We start from the raw sequence: 19,855 nt of genomic DNA on the forward strand, positions 1-19,855 counted from the left end.
CAGATAGCGTTTTACCTGACTTTAACCACAACCTTGCCCTTCGCACGGCCACTTTCAACATACTGCAACGCCTCATTGGTCTGTAAAAATGGAAATACCTTGTCAACAACGGGCCTGATATCTGCTGACTCAATCAGTTTGGTAATCTGCTGAAGCTGTTTCCCATCTGCTCTCATAAACAGGAAAGAATACTGCACGCCTAGTTTTTCTGCCTTCTTTCGTATGCCTGAACTGATCAGCGACAGGATTGTTTTGATATACCAGCGAGCACCTATCTCGCTTGCAAATGCTGGCGTTGGCGGGCCGGATATGGAAATGAGCTTTCCGCCCGGTTTGAGTACATTCAGCGATTTTTTCAGTGTAGCTGTGTCCTGGCTGTTGAGCACCAGATCGTAATCTTTCAGCACGTTCTCAAAATCCTCTTTTTTATAATCGATCAGAACATCGGCACCAAGACTTTTAAGGGTATCAAAACTCTTTTCGCTAGCTGTCGTGGCGACGGTTGCCCCAAGGTATTTTGCCAGTTGAATAGCGATGGTGCCCACGCCTCCGGAACCAGCCTGTATAAAAACTTTCTGACCTTTTTGTATATTACCGATTTCAACAAGGGCCTGCCAGGCAGTTAATGCTACCAGGGGAATTGATGCAGCTTCTTCCATCGAAATATTCTTTGGTTTTAAAGCGACATCTTTTTCATTGATAGCGATGTACTCGGCAAATGTTCCGATGCTAAAATCGGCAACACGCGCGTAAACCTGATCACCGACTTTGAGGTGTTTGACATTTTTTCCAACCTGTGTGATGACCCCGGCAGCATCGTGCCCCAGCGTCAACGGAAACTGATAAGGCAGGATCATTTTGAATTCACCCGACTTGATCTTTGAGTCCAGGAGATTTAAACCACTTGCATGCACCTCCACTAATACTTCATCGTCTTTGATCGATGGCTTGGGGACCTCAGCAAGTATAAGCCCTGCTTCTTTATCGTATTTTTTGATTTGAAATGCTTTCATTTTTTTCTATTTGTTCATGAGATACAGTTCCTGTAATCTGCTTAGGTAAGAACATTAACTCCTCAAAAGCTCATGGCTTTTCTTCGGATTGAGTATGCTAAAACCAATTTTGGGGAATAATCTGTTGATCACATTGAATATTTTCGCATCACCCACACGGATCGTTTGCTGGTCTTTCTGTAAACCATTGATAAGACCTTTTACCATATCTTCCACAGATATTTTTTTGTCGTTCCGATCTGCCGTCATTTCCGTGGCGACAAGCGGCGGGATCAGTTCAAATACTTTGACATTGCTTCCGATGATCTTTAGGTGTTCACGAAGCGACACCGTGTAGAAGGCCAGTGCGGTTTTCGACGATGAATAGGTAGCTTCAATCAGCGACGGAGCTTCGCTCAATATTGATGTTGTATTAATAATTGCCGCTTCTTTTCTTGATTGTAACGTGCCCAAAAAAAGATTATTCAACCTGATCACCCCCACGTAATTGACTTCCATTTCGTAGGCAGCACGCTCTGCATGCTTGTCATTTGCTATACCCAGATTTGACGGGGCAACAAGCACAGCTGCATTGTTGTACAGAATGTCAATGCCTCCTGACGCATTGACCTGTTCAAAAAGTGATTCGGCATCTGCGGCATTGCCTACATCACTTTTGATGGCAGTCAGCTTTGGATACAGCTTTTTAGCTGCATCCAGTTTCTGCTGATTTCTGCCGGTAATAATCACCCTCGCTCCAAGATCCAGAAACTGCTTTGCAGCTTCCAGACCAATTCCTGATCCTCCACCGGTGATCAGGATTGTTTTACCTTTTATGTTCATAACATTTTGTTTTAAAAAGTACACGATGATTAGTGAGGGGCTTGCTCGAAAATCGGGTGAAGCATAGCATGGATTTTTTTAGTGTCTCCCACGGGGACTTCAAACTGGTTGAGCTCCAATGCTGCCAAAAAATCATCTGCTACTTGCGATGCTGGAATGCCGTTGGCGCCACCAATCTCTGCTGAAAATTCGGTATTGACCAAAGGCGGATACACTTCATAAATATTCAACTTTTCGTTTTCCGCGAAAGTGTCCCTTAAACCTTGGGTATAGCTATGAAGCGCCGCTTTGCTGGCTGAGTAGGTAGGCAGATATTTATTGGAGCGATACGCGGCTATGGATGAAATATTGACAACAGCAGCCTCCTGTTGTTGCAAAAGTTGCGGCAACACCAACGATGTAAAGTGAATAACGCTAATGTAATTGGTATTCATTTCCTGATAAGCTTTTTCCGCAGCATTGTTATTGCTGTCGCTCAGATCGTTTAAAAACGCTGCGCCGGCATTGTTGATGATCATATTCAGCTCTGGATGCCCGGTTGCCAATTCACCGGCTATTCGTATACGCTCTGCTTCAATGGAAAGATCACCCTGAATCGCAACGACATTATCCAGTTCTTTCAACGCATTTTGAAGGCGCTCTTCATTACGTCCGTTGATAATAACTTTGTTGCCCGCTGCGCTTAGTTTTTTGGCAATAGCCAATCCAATTCCCGCACTTCCGCCACTGATGAATACGGTGTTCGATGATGTTTTCATACTATGATTTTTAAAAATGTTATTGTGTTAATTATTCAATGTTGGGTAATCGGTATATCCTTTTTCTCCTGGTGTGTAAAAGGTGGCTTGATCCGGTTGGTTGAGCGGAGCATCGGTTTTGAAACGTTCTACCAGATCCGGATTGGCCAGGAAAGGAACGCCGAAGGATACCAGGTCTGCGTCACCTGCATCCAATACCAGATTTGCCGATTCTTTGTTAAATGCCCTGTTAATGATGATTGTGCCGTTGTATATTTTACGGAAGTGTTTGGCAACCTGCTGAATTGCGTCGGCATTGCCTGTTACATCTGTGAACGGTTCAATCAAGTGGATATAAGCCAAACCGTAGCTATTGAGTCTGTTTACGATGTAATCATACAATGCAATAGTTTCATCGTCCACCAGAATACCCATAATTCCATTCAGTGATGGATTCAGGCGTACTCCTACACGATTGATGTTCACTACTTCTTTTAATTCATCCAGTATATCAAATAGGATGCGGGCACGGTTCTCGACTGTGCCACCGTACTCGTCCGTTCTCAGATTGCTGTTTTTTGAGAAAAACTGCTGCAGCAGGTATCCGTTGGCACCGTGCAATTCCACACCATCGAATCCGGCCTTGAAAGCATTGATAGCCGCTTGTTTGAAATCGGCAACCGTTGTTTTGATATCTTCAATGCTCATTGGCTGCGGAGCCTCAGAGGGTTTAAGTCCTTCGGCAGTGAACACCTGCTGGTTCGGATTGACATCAGATGGCGCCAGCGGCCTGACGCCATCGTGCAGGTCAGGATGGGAGTACGCTCCTGTATGCCACAGCTGAGCGAAAATGGTTCCGCCTGCCTGATGAACTGCTTTTGTTGTTAGTTTCCAGCCATCGATCTGTTCGGCAGTGTATATGCCCGGTACATTAATCACTCCGACAGCGTCTTTACTGATGAAAGTACCCTCCGTAATAAGCAGGCCGGCTGAGGCGCGTTGCTGATAATACCTTGCCGTTAGTTGTGTAGCTGCGTTTCCAGCGTTATCCGACCTCGAACGGGTCATGGGTGCCATCACCATGCGGTTCTGTAATGATGCTCCGTTGAGGTGGTAAGTGTCAAATAATGTTTCGTTGCGCATGTCTGTTTTTGTTATTTTCGAAATTATAAAATATACTTTTTGGTCTATTTTGTGTCAAAAAAAATTAGATGACGTATTGTTCCAGTTCGGCTTTAAGGCTTTTGATAAGCGATTGCATCGGCTTGGCAGTTTCCATCGTTCTGCACATCACGATACCACCTTCAATAGAGGCCATCAATTTAAAAGCAAAAACCGAAGCATCAAGATTTGAAGAAAATTCTCCGTTATTGATCCCTTCTGAAAGCACATTGATAAGATCCTGCTGGCCGGCACGGAATACACTTGCTATCTTTTGCTTGATAACCGGATAATTATCGTCCGCCTCCACTGCGGTGTTAAAAATTGGACAACCTCCTGATATATAAGTATCAATAGGATTTTTGTAAAAATCCAGAAATGCGAATATCTTTCCCTTTGCCGTTTTCTTATCGGCTACTGCCAGATGAATTTTGTCTGATATTTTCTTCAAAAGTAAATCGACAACCTGAACTGAAAGATCCTCTTTATTTTCAAAATGCCCGTACAAACAGCCTTTTGTCAACCGCGTAGCTGCAAGCACATCATCTACACTCACACCCGAAATTCCCTTCTCGTTATAAAGCGGGCCGGCAGTTTCCAGTATAAATTGTTTTGTTTTTTCAGCTTTGGTAAGCATAGTATGTTATAGGTTAAATATCCGCTCACAAATATACCAAAAAGTTTATTTTTAAAAACAATATTTTTAATTTTATAAAACTCGGCTGCCTCCACTTATTGGATTAAATTGAAAGAAGATGCACAAAGCGCTACCCGTTATTGATTGATTACAATCATCTTACAATAAAAACACTCTACCAGCATTAAGGGACAGATTTTGTATGAAATTGAAAGCGTTCCGGCATACCTAAACTGCAAGTGACAGTGCCAAGCTAGTGTAATGATTTCAGAGATAATAAACTAAAATTATTATCTCTGTGGTATGGCCAGGATAGCACAACCCATCCTAGCGAGTGAAGAAGACCGTCTGGAACTTCTTGTAATGAGCCGCTCTTTTAAAATAGAGAAACGATACAGCCAAACGGCAGAAGTAATCCTTTTGAGTCTGGAAGGAAAAGGATTGATGAGATCATTATCAGCACGGGTTTGACCCACCCTATTGTGAATAAATGGCGGCAACGGTTTCGCAGATTGGGCCTTGCCGGTTTGAAAGACGCTGCCAGGAGCGGTAAACCTGCCACGGTAACAGCCAGCCAAAAAGCGATGGTAATTCAAAAAGCCTGTGAGAAGCCTGATGGCGGCTACACCAACTGGTCGCAGAGACGAATCGGACAGCAGGTAGGTATCAGCCAAACCAAGGTGCACCAGATTCTGAAGAAAGCAGACCTGAAACCGCACAAAACAGAATACTGCTGTGGCAAAAGTCCTGATCCTGAATTTGAACAGAAGATGTTTAATATCGTGGGGCTATACATGAATCCACCGGAAAATGTGATTGTGGATAACCTGGCGATCCATAAATATAAAAAAGTTAAAGAATGGTTAGTGGAATTGCAACCTTTTATTGGAGGAATTTATAAGGCAAAAGAATTTTACTTGATATGGGGAATCTTCCATTCCCCAAACCCCTTGGAACCTACCTATAATTGTGGTGCTTTTGGCACCATAATTATAGGTAGGGCTTCATTGTAATTCATTGTTTTGAGCTGTTAAGCGGCATTTTTTCCGGTAGTCAGTTTTTCTTCAAAAGCCATAGGACTCAAATAACCTAGAGATGAATGTCTTCTCTTTCTGTTGTACCACACCTCAATAAATTCAAAAATTGCCAGTTTTGCCTCGTGTTTATTTTTAAATTCTTGGTGATAAACCATTTCTGTTTTTAGCGTTTTAAAAAAACTCTCAGCTGGTGCATTGTCCCAGCAATCTCCTTTTCTGCTCATACTCTGCGTAATAGGTAAGCCAATCAATTGCTTACGAAACTCACTGCACGCGTATTGGACGCCCCTGTCTGAGTGAAATAGTAATGGTTTATCTACGGGATAGCACTTTAAGGCCATTTTGAAAGCTGCCACGCTGGTATCTTCTGCTTTCATTGTTTCACTTAGTGCCCAACCCACCACCTTACGATTTGCAAGATCGAGTACTATTGTAAGATAAATCCAGCCCTCTCCGGTCCTGATATACGTTAAATCTGACACCCATTTTTCACCCATACATTTTGCTTCAAAATCTCTATTTAGATGATTTTCAGACACATAATAAGTATGATTGCTATCAGTAGTTTTGACTCGGTATTTCTTCCGGATAATACTTTTCAAACCAATTTTTCTCATCAGTCTGGCTACTCGTGGGCGCGATACATGAAAACCCTTGCCCTGAAGTTCCACCGTCACTCGCGGACTACCGTAGCATCCTTTATTTTCATTATAAACTTCCCGGATATGATTGGATAGTTCGTTGTGCTCTCGGTGACGTTTACCAACTGGCTGTTTCAGCCAATAGTAAAAGCTACTGACGCTTTCGTTGAGCACCTTACACATCTTTGCCACCGGATAGATTCCTTGATTAGCTTCTATAAATCGGAACCGTTCCGTTCGCCCCTGGAAAAGATGCGTACCGGGCCCCGGCGGCCGCCTTTTTTAATATCTCGTGTTCAAGTTTTACTTCCCGCAGCTCCCTTTCTAATTGTCGGATCCGTTTTTGCTCCTCAGTCAAACCTTCAACTTTTTCTCGAAAATCTGGCTTATTGAAGCTTTTACGCCACTTACTAATGCGCCCTGCATCAAGGCCGAGCTCAGCTGCAGCTTCAGCAACGGAGCCTTTAGCTTCCGATAGCTCAACTGCCATTCTCTTGAAGGATTCGTCGAATACTCGTCGTTTTCTCATAGTCAAATTTAGTTGAAATATTAAATCTGCCTATATCTGCCTCCAAACAAATGTAGCAACGTCATAGCTGGCAAAAGAAAGATAAAACTACACTTCACGCCAACCTACTGCTCGTGGCTTAACCAGGTCGAGATATTTTTCAACATGCTATCAAAAGACGTACTAAAAGGAGGTGTCTGGAAATCAGTTGAACAGCTATCAGCACAACTAATCGAATATATTAAAACTTACAATCAGACAAGGGCCAGGCCATTCGCATGGACATACACCGGAAATCTAATATCAGTTAGTTAATTTACTTAAAAATCATTACACTAGGATGCCATTTGCTATACCTGATTCGCGTGCGAAAGCGATGGACACAGCAGCCACTTTTTCAATGGAATAAGTGAAGTTGGGCCAGTCTGAATGTTGCCAATTATACATAGTAAGCCGATTAATCATTCTAATCGGCTCAAAACTATTCACGTAATTCTATAATCCATCAATATATCCTGCGAAAAATTACCGACCAGACTCCCAACTACCGCTCCATTTATTCAATTGATCGATAATAACCAGAAGCTGCTCTCCTTTCGCAGTCACAGCATACACGATTTGCGGTGGATTGGTACCAGCTACTTCTGTTCTTGTTGCCAATCCCTGAGTCACCAACTCATTAAGCCGACTTGCCAGAATATGGTCTGAAATGCCGGAAATTTCCCTTCTTAAAATCGAGAATTGATTCTTACCCTGAGATATCTGATAGAGCACAGTCATGAGCCACCTCTTGCCTGCCAAAGCCAATACATCGTTAACGCGACACATTACCCCCAACTCCTTTTTGTTGGCCTGATTGGTTGAGTTTGTTTTCAATATTTGAGACATCGGCTAATAAAAAAATGAGTTATAGCAGCAACGTGACGTAGAAAATAGCTTTGTAAAAAAATCCATATCCAAGCTATGTACATCTCCGCAATACTAACGCCTGTCGTTACAGATTCATTCGAAACTACAGTTGCATTCTATCAAAAAATCACTGGCAAAGAGGTAACCCTCTCTGCATCACACGATGGCTACAAGTTAAATCTCATCGGTCATTTTGTGGTTCTGGCAGCTCTGGACGATCCCCGCGCTCTGGACATACCCCGCATGGTGAATGCCATTTTTCTGGTGGAAGATCTGGAATACTTTTGGGAGCTCATTCAAAATGACATTGTAAAAGTCATCGTTCCCTACAGCCAGGTTAGCACCGGAAAGAGATTTATTGTGGAACAGAATGACGGAAAGGTTATTGAATATTTGCAGCTCAACAAATCGTAATTGAAACCAGGCCGCTTTACAAAAACGATTCTAATTTTGATAAATGGAAAGGAAATTTACAATATTAGAATCCGCCAACAACATACGCCTTTAGGAACAATTCGAAAAGATACACCATGAAACGACGAGTCCGTGGCAGCCTCCATTCTTAACAACACTCCACTAAAAAAGCAATCAAATAAGGAGCTGAAGTTTTTACGTATGAGAGAAGAAATGTAGCCAGTTATGGCGGGTTCAAGAATTATTTTGTCATCTGGTTCTGTAAAGACCTATTTCGGAAATTTCTACAACCTTAGCATCACCTGCATTTGCAAACCAATTTGATACGACCTTATATTGATATCTGCAGGAGGAATAAAATAGGTGAATGTTGGCTGGGCTACAAGGGATAATCTTGAATCAAAATTATAAATCATACCTGCGCCTACAGATGGAGCAATTCTTCTCGTCCCACGATCAGATTTAAAAATGACGGTGCCAACATCAGGAACGTTGACACGACTGGTTGTTCTGAAATTCCATAAGGTACCTGCAGAAAAATACGGAGACAACTTCCTTTCGGAACTCTGGAAATTTACGAAGAGGGGAATGGCAAAGTTATTACTTCGCCCCTTGTAGTTCCCGTCCTTGGGTCTGCTTTGGTTAAACCAGAAACCTGTTGCCAAAGACCACTTCGGATTAATTGAATACCGACCATTCAGACCAACTGAATAGCCCAGCGTAGACGCCTCAGAACTCCAATCCTGCGAAACAAGTGTTCCGCTGCCGTCCTCAGCAGGCAACACAAGAGTTCCCCACGCTCTGCTATGTCCGTAAAATGGAGCTGCTGTAGCAGATATTGCAAACTTGTTTTGTGCATGCGCCAAAGTAGCTATAAACAAAAAACTGGTGAACATCAGTGAAGTAGGGATGATTGTTTTCATGATTCTCTCACTTTTAAGTAAAAAAACTTTGATGATTCAGTATTTAATAGCCCTGCCCGAATTTACAGCTCAATAGTTGCACAATTTCACCGGATATCAATCCGGCTGGCAGGAGTTAAAAGATGCATTATCAACTTGCCTATCAATGATTTACCCATTACCTATGCCGTTTTTCGCTATGTATAACTGATGTAATGACGACAGCTGATTAAAATCTGATCTATAATCTAAACATGAATTGTGCCTGAAAACCGAGTAAATAATCACTTACAGTAAGGTTCTCGGGAGCTGAAAAGAAGATTGCCGTTGGCTGGGCTATAAGAGATATCTGCGGACTCAGATCAAATATAACACCTGCAGCGAGGGTTGGTGATACTGTCGCAGTGATTGGAGACTTGGTTTCTACTATACTATAATCGGAGATGCTTATACGAGTTGCCGCATCAAAATTATAGGATAGACCTGCAGAAATATACGGAGATATCTTGTGCTTCAATACCCTGTAATTGATCAACACGGGAATAGAAAACTCATGAGAGCGCACTCTGACATTGCCTGCTTTAGAAAGACTATGACTAAACCACAAACCTGCTGATGCAGACCACTTAGGAGTAAATGAATAGGTTCCGTTCAAACCTGCCCAATACCCTGTTACAGCAACATCCGAGTTAAGTATAACAGTACTGCTACTGCGGAAAAGATCATCTCCACGTGAAAGGTTCAAGGCTGTACTACCCCTGGTGTACGACGGAGCAACAGTCGCAGATAAAGCAAATTTACGCTGACCAAAGCCTGTAGTAGACAGTAACAGAAATACAACCATAAACAATGAGATATAGATAGTTGACTTCATAATTCCTGTTTTAAAGTTGAACAGATTTTAGATTGAATCAATATACCTTCTAAAATACTAAGTAACTTTCAAATAACCAAGGGTTACTAATTATCATAAAGCGCCTATACTTAAAAGCCAGAAAGCTGTAACGAAAAATACAACTGTAATACCTTTGTTCTTATACCCAATTATTCGCAGAGGTTTAAGGAATATCACAAAAGCAGAGAAATATCTACAAAAAAAAGTCTGTATCACCTAAGTGTAACAGACTCATTCACAATACCAATATTTTCGGTTACACGAAATTTATTCATCCTTTACACCCTTCTCCAGCCACTCATCCGTAAAGTGCCTGACAGACTGATCAGTATTAAATTTCTTTTCATTATATAGACCTGATCCGTTCCTTGGAATAGATAAACTTTGCCAGTCTTGCCCCCGGATTAGTTTAGCGGCAAACACGATCTGACCTACGTGATATGCATAATGAGCAAGTTGTCTGTTGATCGCTTCAGTTACAGTATGTCCTTCATTTCTGATGTATACGATCTTTTCCAAATCTGTCTCCTGCAACCCTGCAAGTGTCGTAAGAAGGCAGTTCCACCCCTTATTCCAAAGACCATATAGGTCCTCACGACTACCAGTCCACGGCTCAAACTCCTCATCCCGGTTACGCCAGGGTTTCTCGCCATCCGTCGTCAGGAAATCAGTAAACCGGGACAGCATGTTGCCGGATAAATGCCTTACAATAATTGCTATGCTGTTGTTGTCTTCTCCAAACTGTAAAAAAAGTCCTTCATCAGGCAACTGCGCGAAAGACTTCTCGCCAAGCATTTTATAGTATTCAAACTGCTTGATCACGCTGGTCAGGTAACTGCTCATACGAAGTGTGATGGATTAAATAAACTTGTTGGCGAAAAGATAGTCGATCTAATCTATATTCAAAAGCAAAGGAGCGCTATGTGCTGGTTTACACAATAGCGCTCCGAATTTACCTAAGCGTCTGATTCCTTCTGAGGTTTGGAATTGCCGGCTGATAACTTCGTATTTTCAGGTTCACCTGCATCCTCTTCGGGAGAAGTTTTCTTCGCGTTTTCGGCAGGATCGTTGGGTAGCGCACCTGACTCTTCCTCACCCATTTGAGAATAGGTTCCATCCCTATCGGTACTGTACACCTCGTCTACACTATCTATCCCCCGTCTCTCATTTTCATGATGCTTTTTCATTACACTTCCTGTTTAAGTGAATTAACTGCCATCCACTTGAAAATCTCATGCCAGGCAATTATCACATTTCTATTCGTTCTTTAGACTTTCCACCGGATCTGCCCATGCCGCGCGAACAGCTTGCGAGGCCACTGTCAACAGCGCGATGAGCAAAACGAGCCCTCCGGAGGCAAGGAAAATCCACGATCCCAAATTGACACGGTATACAAAACCTTCGAGCCACTGTTGACTCACATAGTACCCCAAAGGCATAGCAACCGCAAAAGCAATGATGATCAGCTTCAGATAATCCATTGACATCACCCCTGATATTTGCAGAATGCTTGCCCCGAGTACTTTTCTGATACCTATTTCTTTTGTGCGTTGCTCCATAGAAAGCGTCGCCAGCCCGAATAATCCTAATGCCGAAATTAAAACTGACATCACAGCAGCATAGGTTACTACCTGCTTCCAGCGCTTGTCATCACCATAAGCGCTGAGACGTTCATCTTCCAGAAATTCGTAATTGAAAGGAAAGTAAGGAACAGACTTGTGAAACTCCCGGCCAATCTGAGCTATGGTGGAAGAAGCACCTGGTTTCAGCTTTACATACATCCAACCCATATCCTCCGCAGTACCCATGTACCACATCATCGGCCGGATTTTTTCTTTAAATGAACCCAACTGATAATCTTTAACAACACCAATAATAGTAAACGGTACTCTCACCTGTTCTTTTTCCTTCTCAATTGTTTGTCCGACTGCGTCATTACCTGCTTTTATATATTCCTTCACGAAAGATTCATTCACAAGAATACCACTTTTCAGGTCGGAAGAGTTACCTTCCATAAAGTTGCGCCCTTTCACCACCGGCACTTTCAGCAATGGCAGATGTTTAGCATCAATCTGCTCAAAATAAACTCCTTCTTTCGGACGCTCATTATCTATAAAGAAATCTGAGGAGGCGCGCCAACCCGACGAACGAAGAGATACCTGCTCTACACCGGAAATTCCTGCTATGGTATTTCTAAGCTGGTTGGCCAAGCCCGGTCGTTCCTGTGGCACTTCGAGCCTGAGTACCCTGTCGGTGGTGTAACCGGGATCCGTATCGGCGATAAAATTAAACTGACTCTGAAACACAAATGTACCTACCAGCAAAAATACAGCAATCGAAAACTGCAGAACGATCAGCGATTTTCCGACCAGATTTCTGCCGGCTAATCTGAATTTCCCGTACAGGGTCTCTACCGGGCGAAACCCTGACAATACAAAAGCTGGATACGCGCCCGCAAGAAGGGAAACAACCAAAAGCAGGCCCGCAAACAAGGTTATGTTCGATAAAGTCAGCAAATAACTGACATCAAGTGCCTTTCCCGTAATTGAAGAGAATTCGGGTAAAAGAAGATTCACCAATACCAGAGCAGGCAGAAATGCCAAAAGACTAAGGAAAAATGATTCAGTCAGAAACTGGAATATCAGCTCCCGGCGTGAGCTACCTGTCACTTTACGAACGCCTATTTCCTTGCTGCGGCGCAGTGATCTGGCCAGTGTCAGATTTATAAAATTAACGCAGGCTATAAACAATATCAAACCCGCAATTCCTAAAAGTATATACGAATAAGTCGCATTTGAGCCGTCATTCACACCGTTACCCATGCTGTAAGCAGGATCCAGATGTATGGAGGTATAAGGCTGAATACCGAAGCTAAGTCTATCGGAAGAATTACGTTCCTTTTGCTTGCGGTCGAATTCTGCTCCGGCGTGTTTACGAAATACCTCTTGGAATTGCGCCTGCACCTGAGCAGGATCGGCATTCCCCCTCAGTAACAAAAGTGTATTCAAATGATAGCTCAGCCACTCTCTCTCTGACTTTTCCCTATCTGCTGCGTCGGTTGGTAAGGATCTGTTAAAAGGTATCAATACATCAAACCGTACAGAAGAGTTCGTCGGTGGTGTTTGGGCCACGCCGGTAATGGTAAAAAGTTCGAATTTCCCGTCAAGGTCCACTTCGATCGTTTTACCCAGCACATCGGACGTACCGAAATGGCGGCTGGCCATATCCTCAGAAATCACCGCTGAATAGGCCCCGGTAAGTGCTTTATCAGGATTACCTTCAATTAATGGAAAACTAAAGCAGCTAAAAAAGGAAGAATCTACATACAACACCTCCTCATTAATTGCGTCTGTGCCTTTCTTTACAAGCATATCCCAGCCTTTCAAACGGCAGAAAGTTTCGATTCCTGGTATCTCCGCAGCGAATGAAGGACCATGCGGTGTTCCGGTAATACCCATATTGCGCTGATTGCCCTCCGGAGAAGTGTAAGTTGCTGTGAGGCGGTACAAACGATCGCCCTTCTGATGAAAACGGTCAAAAGACACTTCGTCCTGAACAAACAGCAAAATGAGCATTACGGCTGTAAGACCCAGACTGAGCCCCACAATGTTAATGCTACTGAATACTTTGTTTTTGAGAAGACTGCGAAGTGCTACTTTCATGTAGTTTTTAAACATAACACGCTTTTGGTTTAGGAATAAAACCTCTTTTCTGGCTAGACTTTACCATACAGAAGAGATTTCTGATCAAAATAAAAAGATCACTACAAGAAAATTATGCCCTTACTGGCCGAACGCAGCTAATTTACTGGTTTCCAAAAGATATCGCTTAAACCCGGTGTCCGAAAGCGTACAATGACCGTACAGTTTCGAACGCTGGTCGTCTGATCTGCCTTCCTGATAAAACAATCAGACTTACCCCTGGTTTCCGGGATAAGTCTGAGCTTACAATACGGAATTTAAAGAGTTAATTCCAGTCGCCTGCCACATCTTTGGCCACCAGCGGATTGGTATTTTTTTCTGCTAATGGAATAGGGAACAACACATGTTTATCCTGGAAAAAAGATTGACTTGAGTTAGGATACTTCGCTTTCTTTTCAGCATTCAGGGTCTGTTTGGCAACGCCCCACCTGATCAGATCAAACCAGCGCACCTGTTCACCTGCCAATTCGAGCTGCCTTTCAAGCATCAGTTTCTTCAAAGCCTCATCTTTGCTTCCAAGCGTGGTGTAAGCAAATGCGCCTGAACGCGTCCGTACCTTATTGATCAAGGGCAGCGCTTCTGCAACTTTACCTGAATTGATCTGCGACTCTGCGTACATCAGCAATACGTCGGCATAACGGATCACCTGAGAATTGATATCCGATTGCGGTAGTTCTGCTTTTTCTTTGTACTCGTAAGGCTGGTACTTTCTCCAACGGTACCCATTTCCGTTTTCCGCAAAAGGATAAGGTTTTGCTCCTCCAGCACAGTTATCGCAAAAGGTAACATCTCCCCCACTGGCTTTATCTCCGTAAAAGGTATTTTTTGCTCTGGGATCTACATAATCCTTCCCTGCTTCGTCCTTGTAAGTAAAAGCATTTACTGCGGCATCGGATATAAATACATTCCGCCAATCGTTCCAGCCATACTCCATCGCCCGGCCAGTCAGCGTATTTTTTCCGCTTCCGGAACCTTCCTGAGATCCGAACATGTAGTAAGGACTTCCCTCTGCCCAGCCACCCCAGGATTTATGCGGAATATCGAATACTGTTTCAGCATTTTTTACAGGCGATTTGGTAAACAATTCATCCAGATTTTGGACCAGATCGTAGGCAAATGGTGCTTTGGTAAGTAGTTCAAACTGAGAAGCAGCCTCAGCGTACTTCTTCTGGTACAGATACGATTTCCCAAGTAGCGCAATCGCAGCTCCTTTGGTAACACGACCCAGGTCAGCTCCGCTTGTGTACACTGCCGGCAAACCAGCGATGGCATTGTTCAGATCAGACTCTACCTGTTTCCAGACATCTTCTGTATTTGCCCTAGTGAGATAAAACTCACTGTTGCCATCATAATCTTTACGAATGGGCACTCTTCCCCATAGCGTTACAAGTAAAAACTCGGCATACGCTTTCAGAAAATAGGCTTCAGAAGTATACTGCGCCAGCTTGATTTTTTCTGCATCGGAAGCAGGTATAACTTTCGACGCTTTATCAATCACCAGATTCGCCCGGAATGTGACCTTATATGCTGTAGACCACAGGTCATTGATCTGAGCGTGATTGGCAGCATAGCTATAATCGTGCAACTGCAGTACGTCCCCCAAAAGAGGTGCATCTGCTTCAGCTTCATTACCTGTAAGATCCATCAGATAATAAAAATCTCTGGAATACAGGCCCTTGTAGAGCATAAGTCCATAAGTGGCTGTGACCGCTTCCGAAATGGTAGCTGGTGTGGTAAAGTAGGTGTCGTCATTATAGCTGGATTGGTTTTTAACGTTTTCCAGAGAATTGTCACAACCGGCTACGGCTAGGCAAGCTATTGTTCCGAGTGAAAATATATGCTTTTTCATAATGCCTGAATATTTGAATAGAAGAAATTAAAAACCAACCTGAACGCCCAAAAGGAATGTTCTTGGCTGTGGATATTGACCGGTGTCTACCCCTTTTGTAAAAATGAAGGACTTGGCATCATTAACGCTGGCACTCACTTCAGGATCATACCCTTTGTAGTTGGTCACGGTAAGAAGATTCATAGCTGTTGCATACACACGGAAGCTCGAAAAGATCTTTGTACTGCCAGCATTCAGCAACGTTTTGGGCAACGAGAAACCAACTGTCAGGTTACGAAGACGCATGAAAGAACCATTTTCAAGAAAACGATCAGAAGCGCGAAGATTGGAAGGTGTGTTCTGGCCGGATCTTGGCATATCTGTTACATCTCCGTCTTTTTTCCAGGCTTCCAAAACTGCCGTGGATGAGTTGAAAGGACGTGTAGTTCCTTCGGTCCAGTAACGAAGTGCATTATATACTTTCACATCACCTATCCCCGCTAGCCCCATGGACATATCCCATGCTTTATAGGCCAGGTTCACCGAACCTCCGTAGGTCCATACCGGTATTGCTGATCCCAGAAATGTCTGGTCTGCATCTGTGATTTGTCCGTCCCCATTCAAATCCTGATAAACAATATCACCTGCTTTCAATCCATCCTGATAGGATTTGAAACCTTTGGCTACGGCCTGCTCGTTGTAGCGGGCTACATCAGCTGCACTGGCTACAACGTGATCAACCTTAAATCCGTAAAATGAACCAATTGCTGCACCCACATCCGTTTTGGTCATGTTGATACCACCGTTGGTTGCACCACTCACAATAGGTGAGCCGCTACCCATGGAAACCACATTGTTTTTGTTGTAACCTGTGTTAGCAGAAACACTGTAGCTGAAATCACCCGCCTGACCTGTGTAAGAAACAGCAGCTTCAAAACCTTTATTTACTGCATTTGCTGCATTCTGAACCATACTTGCATCGTTGTAAACATCACCCAGACCTGTAGAAATCGGGAGCTTTACATCCAATAGTAAATCCTTACTGTCACGTTTGTAATAATCGACGCTCACCTGAAGTTTATTTCGTAGCAAACCTAAGTCCAGGCCAAAATCAATCTGCGTTGTTTCTTCCCATTTCAGGAACGGGTTGGGAACACGGGTAACAGTCGCTCCCTGCTGAAATGCTTTGCTCTCACCAAAAGAATAGACAATATTATTGTTTCCGTAACCTCGGTAAACCGTTGGGTCTGTCAGAAACAGCCCGATATTTGCATTGCCTGTGATACCCCAGCTGGCCCGTAGTTTCAAATCAGAAACAGCCGTCACACTTTTCATAAAATCTTCGTTGATCAGCTTCCATGCGACTCCCACAGAAGGGAAATTTCCTTTCCGGTAGGCCTGACCAAATGCCGGGTTAATATCCTGGCGTATTGATGCATTGATCAGATACCGGTCATGGAAGCCATAGGTAACTCTTCCAAAATAGGAGCGAGAAGCATAGACACTTGAACTGGCGCTTGTGATACTGTTAGATTTGGAAACACCGATTTGTTTGATCAGGTCATTTGTGAAGCCGGAACCCGTCAGATTGACGCCCCTGCTTCGGTTACCTTCGTTGTATGTATTACCAACCATCACGGAAAAATCATGCTGCCCCAGTGTTTTCGAGTAAGTCAGAATATTTTCGACGATGGGTGAAACACTGAAAGAGTAGCTCTCGTCAATTTTACGATCGGTTTTGAGATTGCCGTTTAAGTATTCTCCTGTGTAATTATAACTGTTGCTGTTTGACAAGCCGATGTTAGCCTGGGTCCTGAATTTAAGTCCGTTGAAAATATCAACTTCACCCCAGAGCTGAAAAAGATTAGAAAACCCTCTGGATAGTTTTTCGCTCAGGTAAATACCCGGTAGCGGATTCAAGGCGTCATTCTGATCCAGAATTGTAGTTACTCTGCTATATCCACCCAAATTCGTCGGATCCATGGTTGGTGCATATGGGGGCATTCTGAGTGCCTCCACAAAACTGGCCGCGTTGCCTGTAGTTCGGTTGTATTTAAAATTAATCGTTTGCCCGAGTCTTATTCTTTTGCCAATCTGCTCTTCCAGCTGCGCTCTCAGGTTGATACGCTGATAGCCGATATCTTTCATAATACCATCCTGGCTGGTGTATCCTGCCGAAAAGTTATATGTTGCTTTCTCGCTTCCTCCTGTAACGTTTACATGATGCTCAGTAATTTTAGCATTTCTGAATATCTCCTTCTGCCAGTCAGTACGTGTTACCAGTACATCGGGTGTATTGAGCTTATCTGGCATTTTGTTCCCCTGAGTCTCGTTGATATCCTTTACAAGCTGTACGTATTGCGCAGCGTCAAGCATATCTAGTTTTTTCCAGGGCTGAGATACACCTACATAACCGTTGTAGGTTACCCTTGGTGTCCCTGCTTTCCCTTTTTTGGTTGTAATCAAAACAACCCCGTTAGCTGCTGATGCGCCGTAAATGGCTACCGATGCCGCATCTTTGAGCACGGTAATATCCTGAATATCATAAGGACTCACCGAATTTATATCACCTCCCTGAATACCATCGATTACATAAAGTGGATCTGAGTTGGTTAGAGAGCCTACACCACGAATAATAATTTTAGCGTTTGCACCTGGTAGTCCACTCGTATTAACAATCTGTACGCCAGCTATTTTTCCTTGCAGAAGCTGCTGAGCGGAAGTAGCAGATACATCTCCGAACTCCTTGCGCCCTACTACCGCAACCGAACCCGTCAGGTCTTTCTTTTTGGCAGTTCCATAGCCAATCACTACTACTTCTTCCAATGCTTTTGTATCAACCGCAAGAGAAACATCCACAAATGTGCGGTTACCCACAATCTCCTCTTTAGGGATGTAACCTACAAACGAAAAGATCAGCACTGCATCCGCACTTGCTCCTGTGATCTCGTAGTTACCGGAAATGTCGGTGCTTACACCACGTTGAGAGCCTTTCAGCACAACGCTCACACCAGGAAGACCATCTCCGCGTTCATCTGTAACCTTACCCTTGATATTTAAATCATCAGGAGTGCTTTTTGTGCTCCTCAAAAGCGAAATTTCGGGCCTGCCTGAGGATTCACCGGGTAAGCCCTGTGACAGACTGGCACTTTCCAACGTAGCGATTGTTGGCTCAGCTCGTTTCTCAAATTTTGATACGATTACATAAGCTTCCTTACCAGCTTTTTTGAAACGCAGGTTGAAGGGTCTGAGAAGATCGCCCAGCTGCTTTTCCAGCTTATTTCCTTCCTGCCGGAAGTCGGCGCCGGTAACTGTGATATTCTTAACTGTTTCTTCTTCAAACAGGATACTCACCTGATGTTGCTTACCCAGGTCGACCAAAAGGTCTTTAAGATTTTTGGCTCTGTGGCGGGTTTCCGTATGCTGGGTTTGCACAGGAACAGTATGGCTGCTTGCCAAGGAAATACCTTGCGCCACACAAAGCTGCTGGACCGATAGCATGGTCAGCACGATACGGGTTTTTTGTAGAAATCTGCTACTCATGGTCTGGGTTTATTTCTGATTTTCTCAATTCAATGAATTCATTATGTTTGATCACTTCCAAATGAAGCAACTCGGATAATATGGCCAGCAGGTCTTCTGCCTGCTTCGCTTTATAAATACCTCCTATACGATGTTTACCAAGAACGGGATCCAGTATACGCACATTCACTTTGAAGCGTTCATTGATTTGTTCGACGGCCTCCGAAAGCAGTGTGTTGTCGAAATAAAACATGTCCTGCTTCCATGCGACAATTGAGGCGGGTGTAGCCGGTGAAGTAAGCGTGAAGGTTCCGTTATCCGCCGTCGAAAACAAATTACCTGGCTTCATATAAAGCTGTTTTCCTTGCGGAAGGCTTAGTTTCACCTTTCCTTTTGTAAGGAAAACCTTCGTTCCCCGTTTTCGGGAGAATGCGACAAACTCAGTACCGAGCACTTCTATACTGTAATTTTTCTCCATCTTAACTACAAACCGGCTGTCCTGTGCAGTATGCACGACTTTAAATTCGGCCTCTCCTTCAAGCATCACTTCCCGGTTGCCCTCGCCGAACCCCATCCTTGGCACACGGAGCACCGAATTCGCATTTAATACCACGTCGGTTCCATCCGAAAGCTGGTAAGAAGACGTCTGTCCATTTCCTGATGTTAATGATTTGTACATCAGCTCGTCTCTGAAAACGAATCCTGCCACCATCAAAAAACATGCAGCAGTCGCGCCGTAGAGCCACGGGCGCCTCCATAAACTCACGACCTCCGCTGGCACATTTGATAATGGAGTGTTTGTAGTGGCACTTCCATTTGTAACCAAAGCGATGTATTCCGACAGAGCGTTGTCCAACTTCGGAGCAAACTGTGGGTGGCGACTCTCCCACTCATCAAGATATTGGTAGTAGAGCTCTTCATTTTGCGGATCAGCCAGCCAGTCTTCTATTAGCTTGCGCTGAATCGATGTGGTTCGTCCATCAAAAAAATCGAACAGAACATCTTTAAACAGGGAATCTTTCATTTTATATTTTTTAGCTTATACAGGCTTCTTTTACCTTCTCTAAATCATTGCAAAACTGCCATTGAGGGCTACCATTATGCAGCTTTACATACAGGATACAGACA

General features: G+C 43.6%; 21 protein-coding genes. 4 read left to right on the forward strand and 17 right to left on the reverse strand.

Translation table 11 applies throughout. The annotated features are described in order from the left end of the window. Window positions 1-11 precede the first annotated feature (11 nt). From DSL64_RS01710 to DSL64_RS01730, 5 genes are all read right to left on the reverse strand, one after another. A complete protein-coding gene (locus DSL64_RS01710; RefSeq protein ID WP_115828896.1) occupies window positions 12-1,013 on the reverse strand; it encodes an NADP-dependent oxidoreductase in 1,002 nt (333 codons plus the stop codon). 54 nt (window positions 1,014-1,067) lie between these two features. Further along, entirely contained in the window at window positions 1,068-1,835 is a 768-nt protein-coding gene (locus DSL64_RS01715) for an SDR family oxidoreductase (protein WP_115828897.1), read from the reverse strand. A gap of 29 nt (window positions 1,836-1,864) precedes the next feature. Then, window positions 1,865-2,593: an SDR family NAD(P)-dependent oxidoreductase gene (locus tag DSL64_RS01720; protein WP_115828898.1), complete on the reverse strand. Its 729-nt coding sequence runs from the start codon at window positions 2,591-2,593 to the stop codon at window positions 1,865-1,867. Window positions 2,594-2,620: 27 nt separating this feature from the next. Then, the gene (locus DSL64_RS01725) at window positions 2,621-3,715 is read right to left on the reverse strand and encodes an alkene reductase (protein ID WP_115828899.1); all 1,095 of its coding nucleotides are present in this window, start codon (window positions 3,713-3,715) and stop codon (window positions 2,621-2,623) included. A 64-nt stretch (window positions 3,716-3,779) separates the two neighbouring features. Next, entirely contained in the window at window positions 3,780-4,370 is a 591-nt protein-coding gene (locus tag DSL64_RS01730) for a TetR/AcrR family transcriptional regulator (RefSeq protein WP_115828900.1), read from the reverse strand. Window positions 4,371-4,673: 303 nt separating this feature from the next. Here DSL64_RS01730 and DSL64_RS28880 point away from each other — a divergent pair, with 303 nt between their 5' ends. Together DSL64_RS28880 and DSL64_RS01735 are read left to right on the forward strand one after the other, a co-directional pair. Next, a complete protein-coding gene (locus DSL64_RS28880; RefSeq protein WP_158547839.1) occupies window positions 4,674-4,841 on the forward strand; it encodes a hypothetical protein in 168 nt (55 codons plus the stop codon). Further along, window positions 4,838-5,383, forward strand: coding sequence for a helix-turn-helix domain-containing protein (locus tag DSL64_RS01735; RefSeq protein WP_158547840.1), 546 nt, complete (start codon window positions 4,838-4,840; stop codon window positions 5,381-5,383). The genes DSL64_RS28880 and DSL64_RS01735 overlap by 4 nt, the downstream gene beginning before the upstream one ends. 17 nt (window positions 5,384-5,400) lie before the next feature. On the opposite strand, the gene DSL64_RS01740 is transcribed toward DSL64_RS01735, so the two are convergent. After that, window positions 5,401-6,231, reverse strand: coding sequence for an IS3 family transposase (locus DSL64_RS01740; protein WP_229216918.1), 831 nt, complete (start codon window positions 6,229-6,231; stop codon window positions 5,401-5,403). 25 nt (window positions 6,232-6,256) lie between these two features. After that, window positions 6,257-6,577, reverse strand: a complete 321-nt coding sequence (locus DSL64_RS01745; RefSeq protein WP_115828903.1) for a transposase — start codon at window positions 6,575-6,577, stop codon at window positions 6,257-6,259. Window positions 6,578-6,640: 63 nt separating this feature from the next. Between DSL64_RS01745 and DSL64_RS01750 the strand changes: the two genes are divergently transcribed. Next, complete coding sequence (locus DSL64_RS01750) at window positions 6,641-6,871, forward strand: transposase (RefSeq protein WP_374755816.1); 231 nt, start codon at window positions 6,641-6,643, stop codon at window positions 6,869-6,871. A 15-nt stretch (window positions 6,872-6,886) separates the two neighbouring features. Here DSL64_RS01750 and DSL64_RS29465 read toward each other — a convergent pair whose 3' ends face one another. Continuing rightward, window positions 6,887-7,021: a DUF4172 domain-containing protein gene (locus DSL64_RS29465; RefSeq protein ID WP_115828905.1), complete on the reverse strand. Its 135-nt coding sequence runs from the start codon at window positions 7,019-7,021 to the stop codon at window positions 6,887-6,889. A 60-nt stretch (window positions 7,022-7,081) separates the two neighbouring features. Next, the gene (locus DSL64_RS01760) at window positions 7,082-7,432 is read right to left on the reverse strand and encodes a winged helix-turn-helix transcriptional regulator (protein ID WP_158547842.1); all 351 of its coding nucleotides are present in this window, start codon (window positions 7,430-7,432) and stop codon (window positions 7,082-7,084) included. Between the two features lie 87 nt (window positions 7,433-7,519). On the opposite strand from DSL64_RS01760, the gene DSL64_RS01765 reads away from it, so the two are divergent. Continuing rightward, window positions 7,520-7,879 carry a hypothetical protein gene (locus tag DSL64_RS01765; protein WP_115828907.1) on the forward strand — a complete coding sequence of 120 codons (360 nt, stop codon included), beginning with the start codon at window positions 7,520-7,522 and terminating at the stop codon, window positions 7,877-7,879. 284 nt (window positions 7,880-8,163) lie between these two features. On the opposite strand, the gene DSL64_RS01770 is transcribed toward DSL64_RS01765, so the two are convergent. The 8 genes from DSL64_RS01770 to DSL64_RS01805 all read right to left on the reverse strand — a co-directional run bounded on the left by DSL64_RS01770 (window position 8,164) and on the right by DSL64_RS01805 (window position 19,751). Beyond that, a complete protein-coding gene (locus tag DSL64_RS01770) occupies window positions 8,164-8,802 on the reverse strand; it encodes an outer membrane beta-barrel protein (protein ID WP_115828908.1) in 639 nt (212 codons plus the stop codon). A 220-nt stretch (window positions 8,803-9,022) separates the two neighbouring features. Beyond that, a complete protein-coding gene (locus DSL64_RS01775; RefSeq protein WP_115828909.1) occupies window positions 9,023-9,655 on the reverse strand; it encodes a porin family protein in 633 nt (210 codons plus the stop codon). Between the two features lie 288 nt (window positions 9,656-9,943). After that, on the reverse strand, window positions 9,944-10,519 hold the full coding sequence (locus DSL64_RS01780) for a DUF1572 family protein (RefSeq protein WP_115828910.1): 576 nt from the start codon (window positions 10,517-10,519) through the stop codon (window positions 9,944-9,946). A gap of 113 nt (window positions 10,520-10,632) precedes the next feature. Beyond that, on the reverse strand, window positions 10,633-10,863 hold the full coding sequence (locus tag DSL64_RS01785) for a hypothetical protein (RefSeq protein ID WP_115828911.1): 231 nt from the start codon (window positions 10,861-10,863) through the stop codon (window positions 10,633-10,635). 69 nt (window positions 10,864-10,932) lie between these two features. Then, window positions 10,933-13,353, reverse strand: a complete 2,421-nt coding sequence (locus tag DSL64_RS01790; protein WP_115828912.1) for an ABC transporter permease — start codon at window positions 13,351-13,353, stop codon at window positions 10,933-10,935. 289 nt (window positions 13,354-13,642) lie between these two features. Continuing rightward, a complete protein-coding gene (locus DSL64_RS01795) occupies window positions 13,643-15,226 on the reverse strand; it encodes a RagB/SusD family nutrient uptake outer membrane protein (RefSeq protein ID WP_115828913.1) in 1,584 nt (527 codons plus the stop codon). A gap of 27 nt (window positions 15,227-15,253) precedes the next feature. Beyond that, window positions 15,254-18,748, reverse strand: a complete 3,495-nt coding sequence (locus tag DSL64_RS01800; protein ID WP_115828914.1) for a SusC/RagA family TonB-linked outer membrane protein — start codon at window positions 18,746-18,748, stop codon at window positions 15,254-15,256. Next, the gene (locus DSL64_RS01805) at window positions 18,741-19,751 is read right to left on the reverse strand and encodes a FecR family protein (RefSeq protein WP_115828915.1); all 1,011 of its coding nucleotides are present in this window, start codon (window positions 19,749-19,751) and stop codon (window positions 18,741-18,743) included. The genes DSL64_RS01800 and DSL64_RS01805 overlap by 8 nt, the downstream gene beginning before the upstream one ends. Window positions 19,752-19,855: the final 104 nt, after the last annotated feature.

Source organism: Dyadobacter luteus (assembly GCF_003383615.1).
In the GTDB taxonomy this organism is placed as follows: Bacteria; Bacteroidota; Bacteroidia; order Cytophagales; family Spirosomataceae; genus Dyadobacter; species Dyadobacter luteus.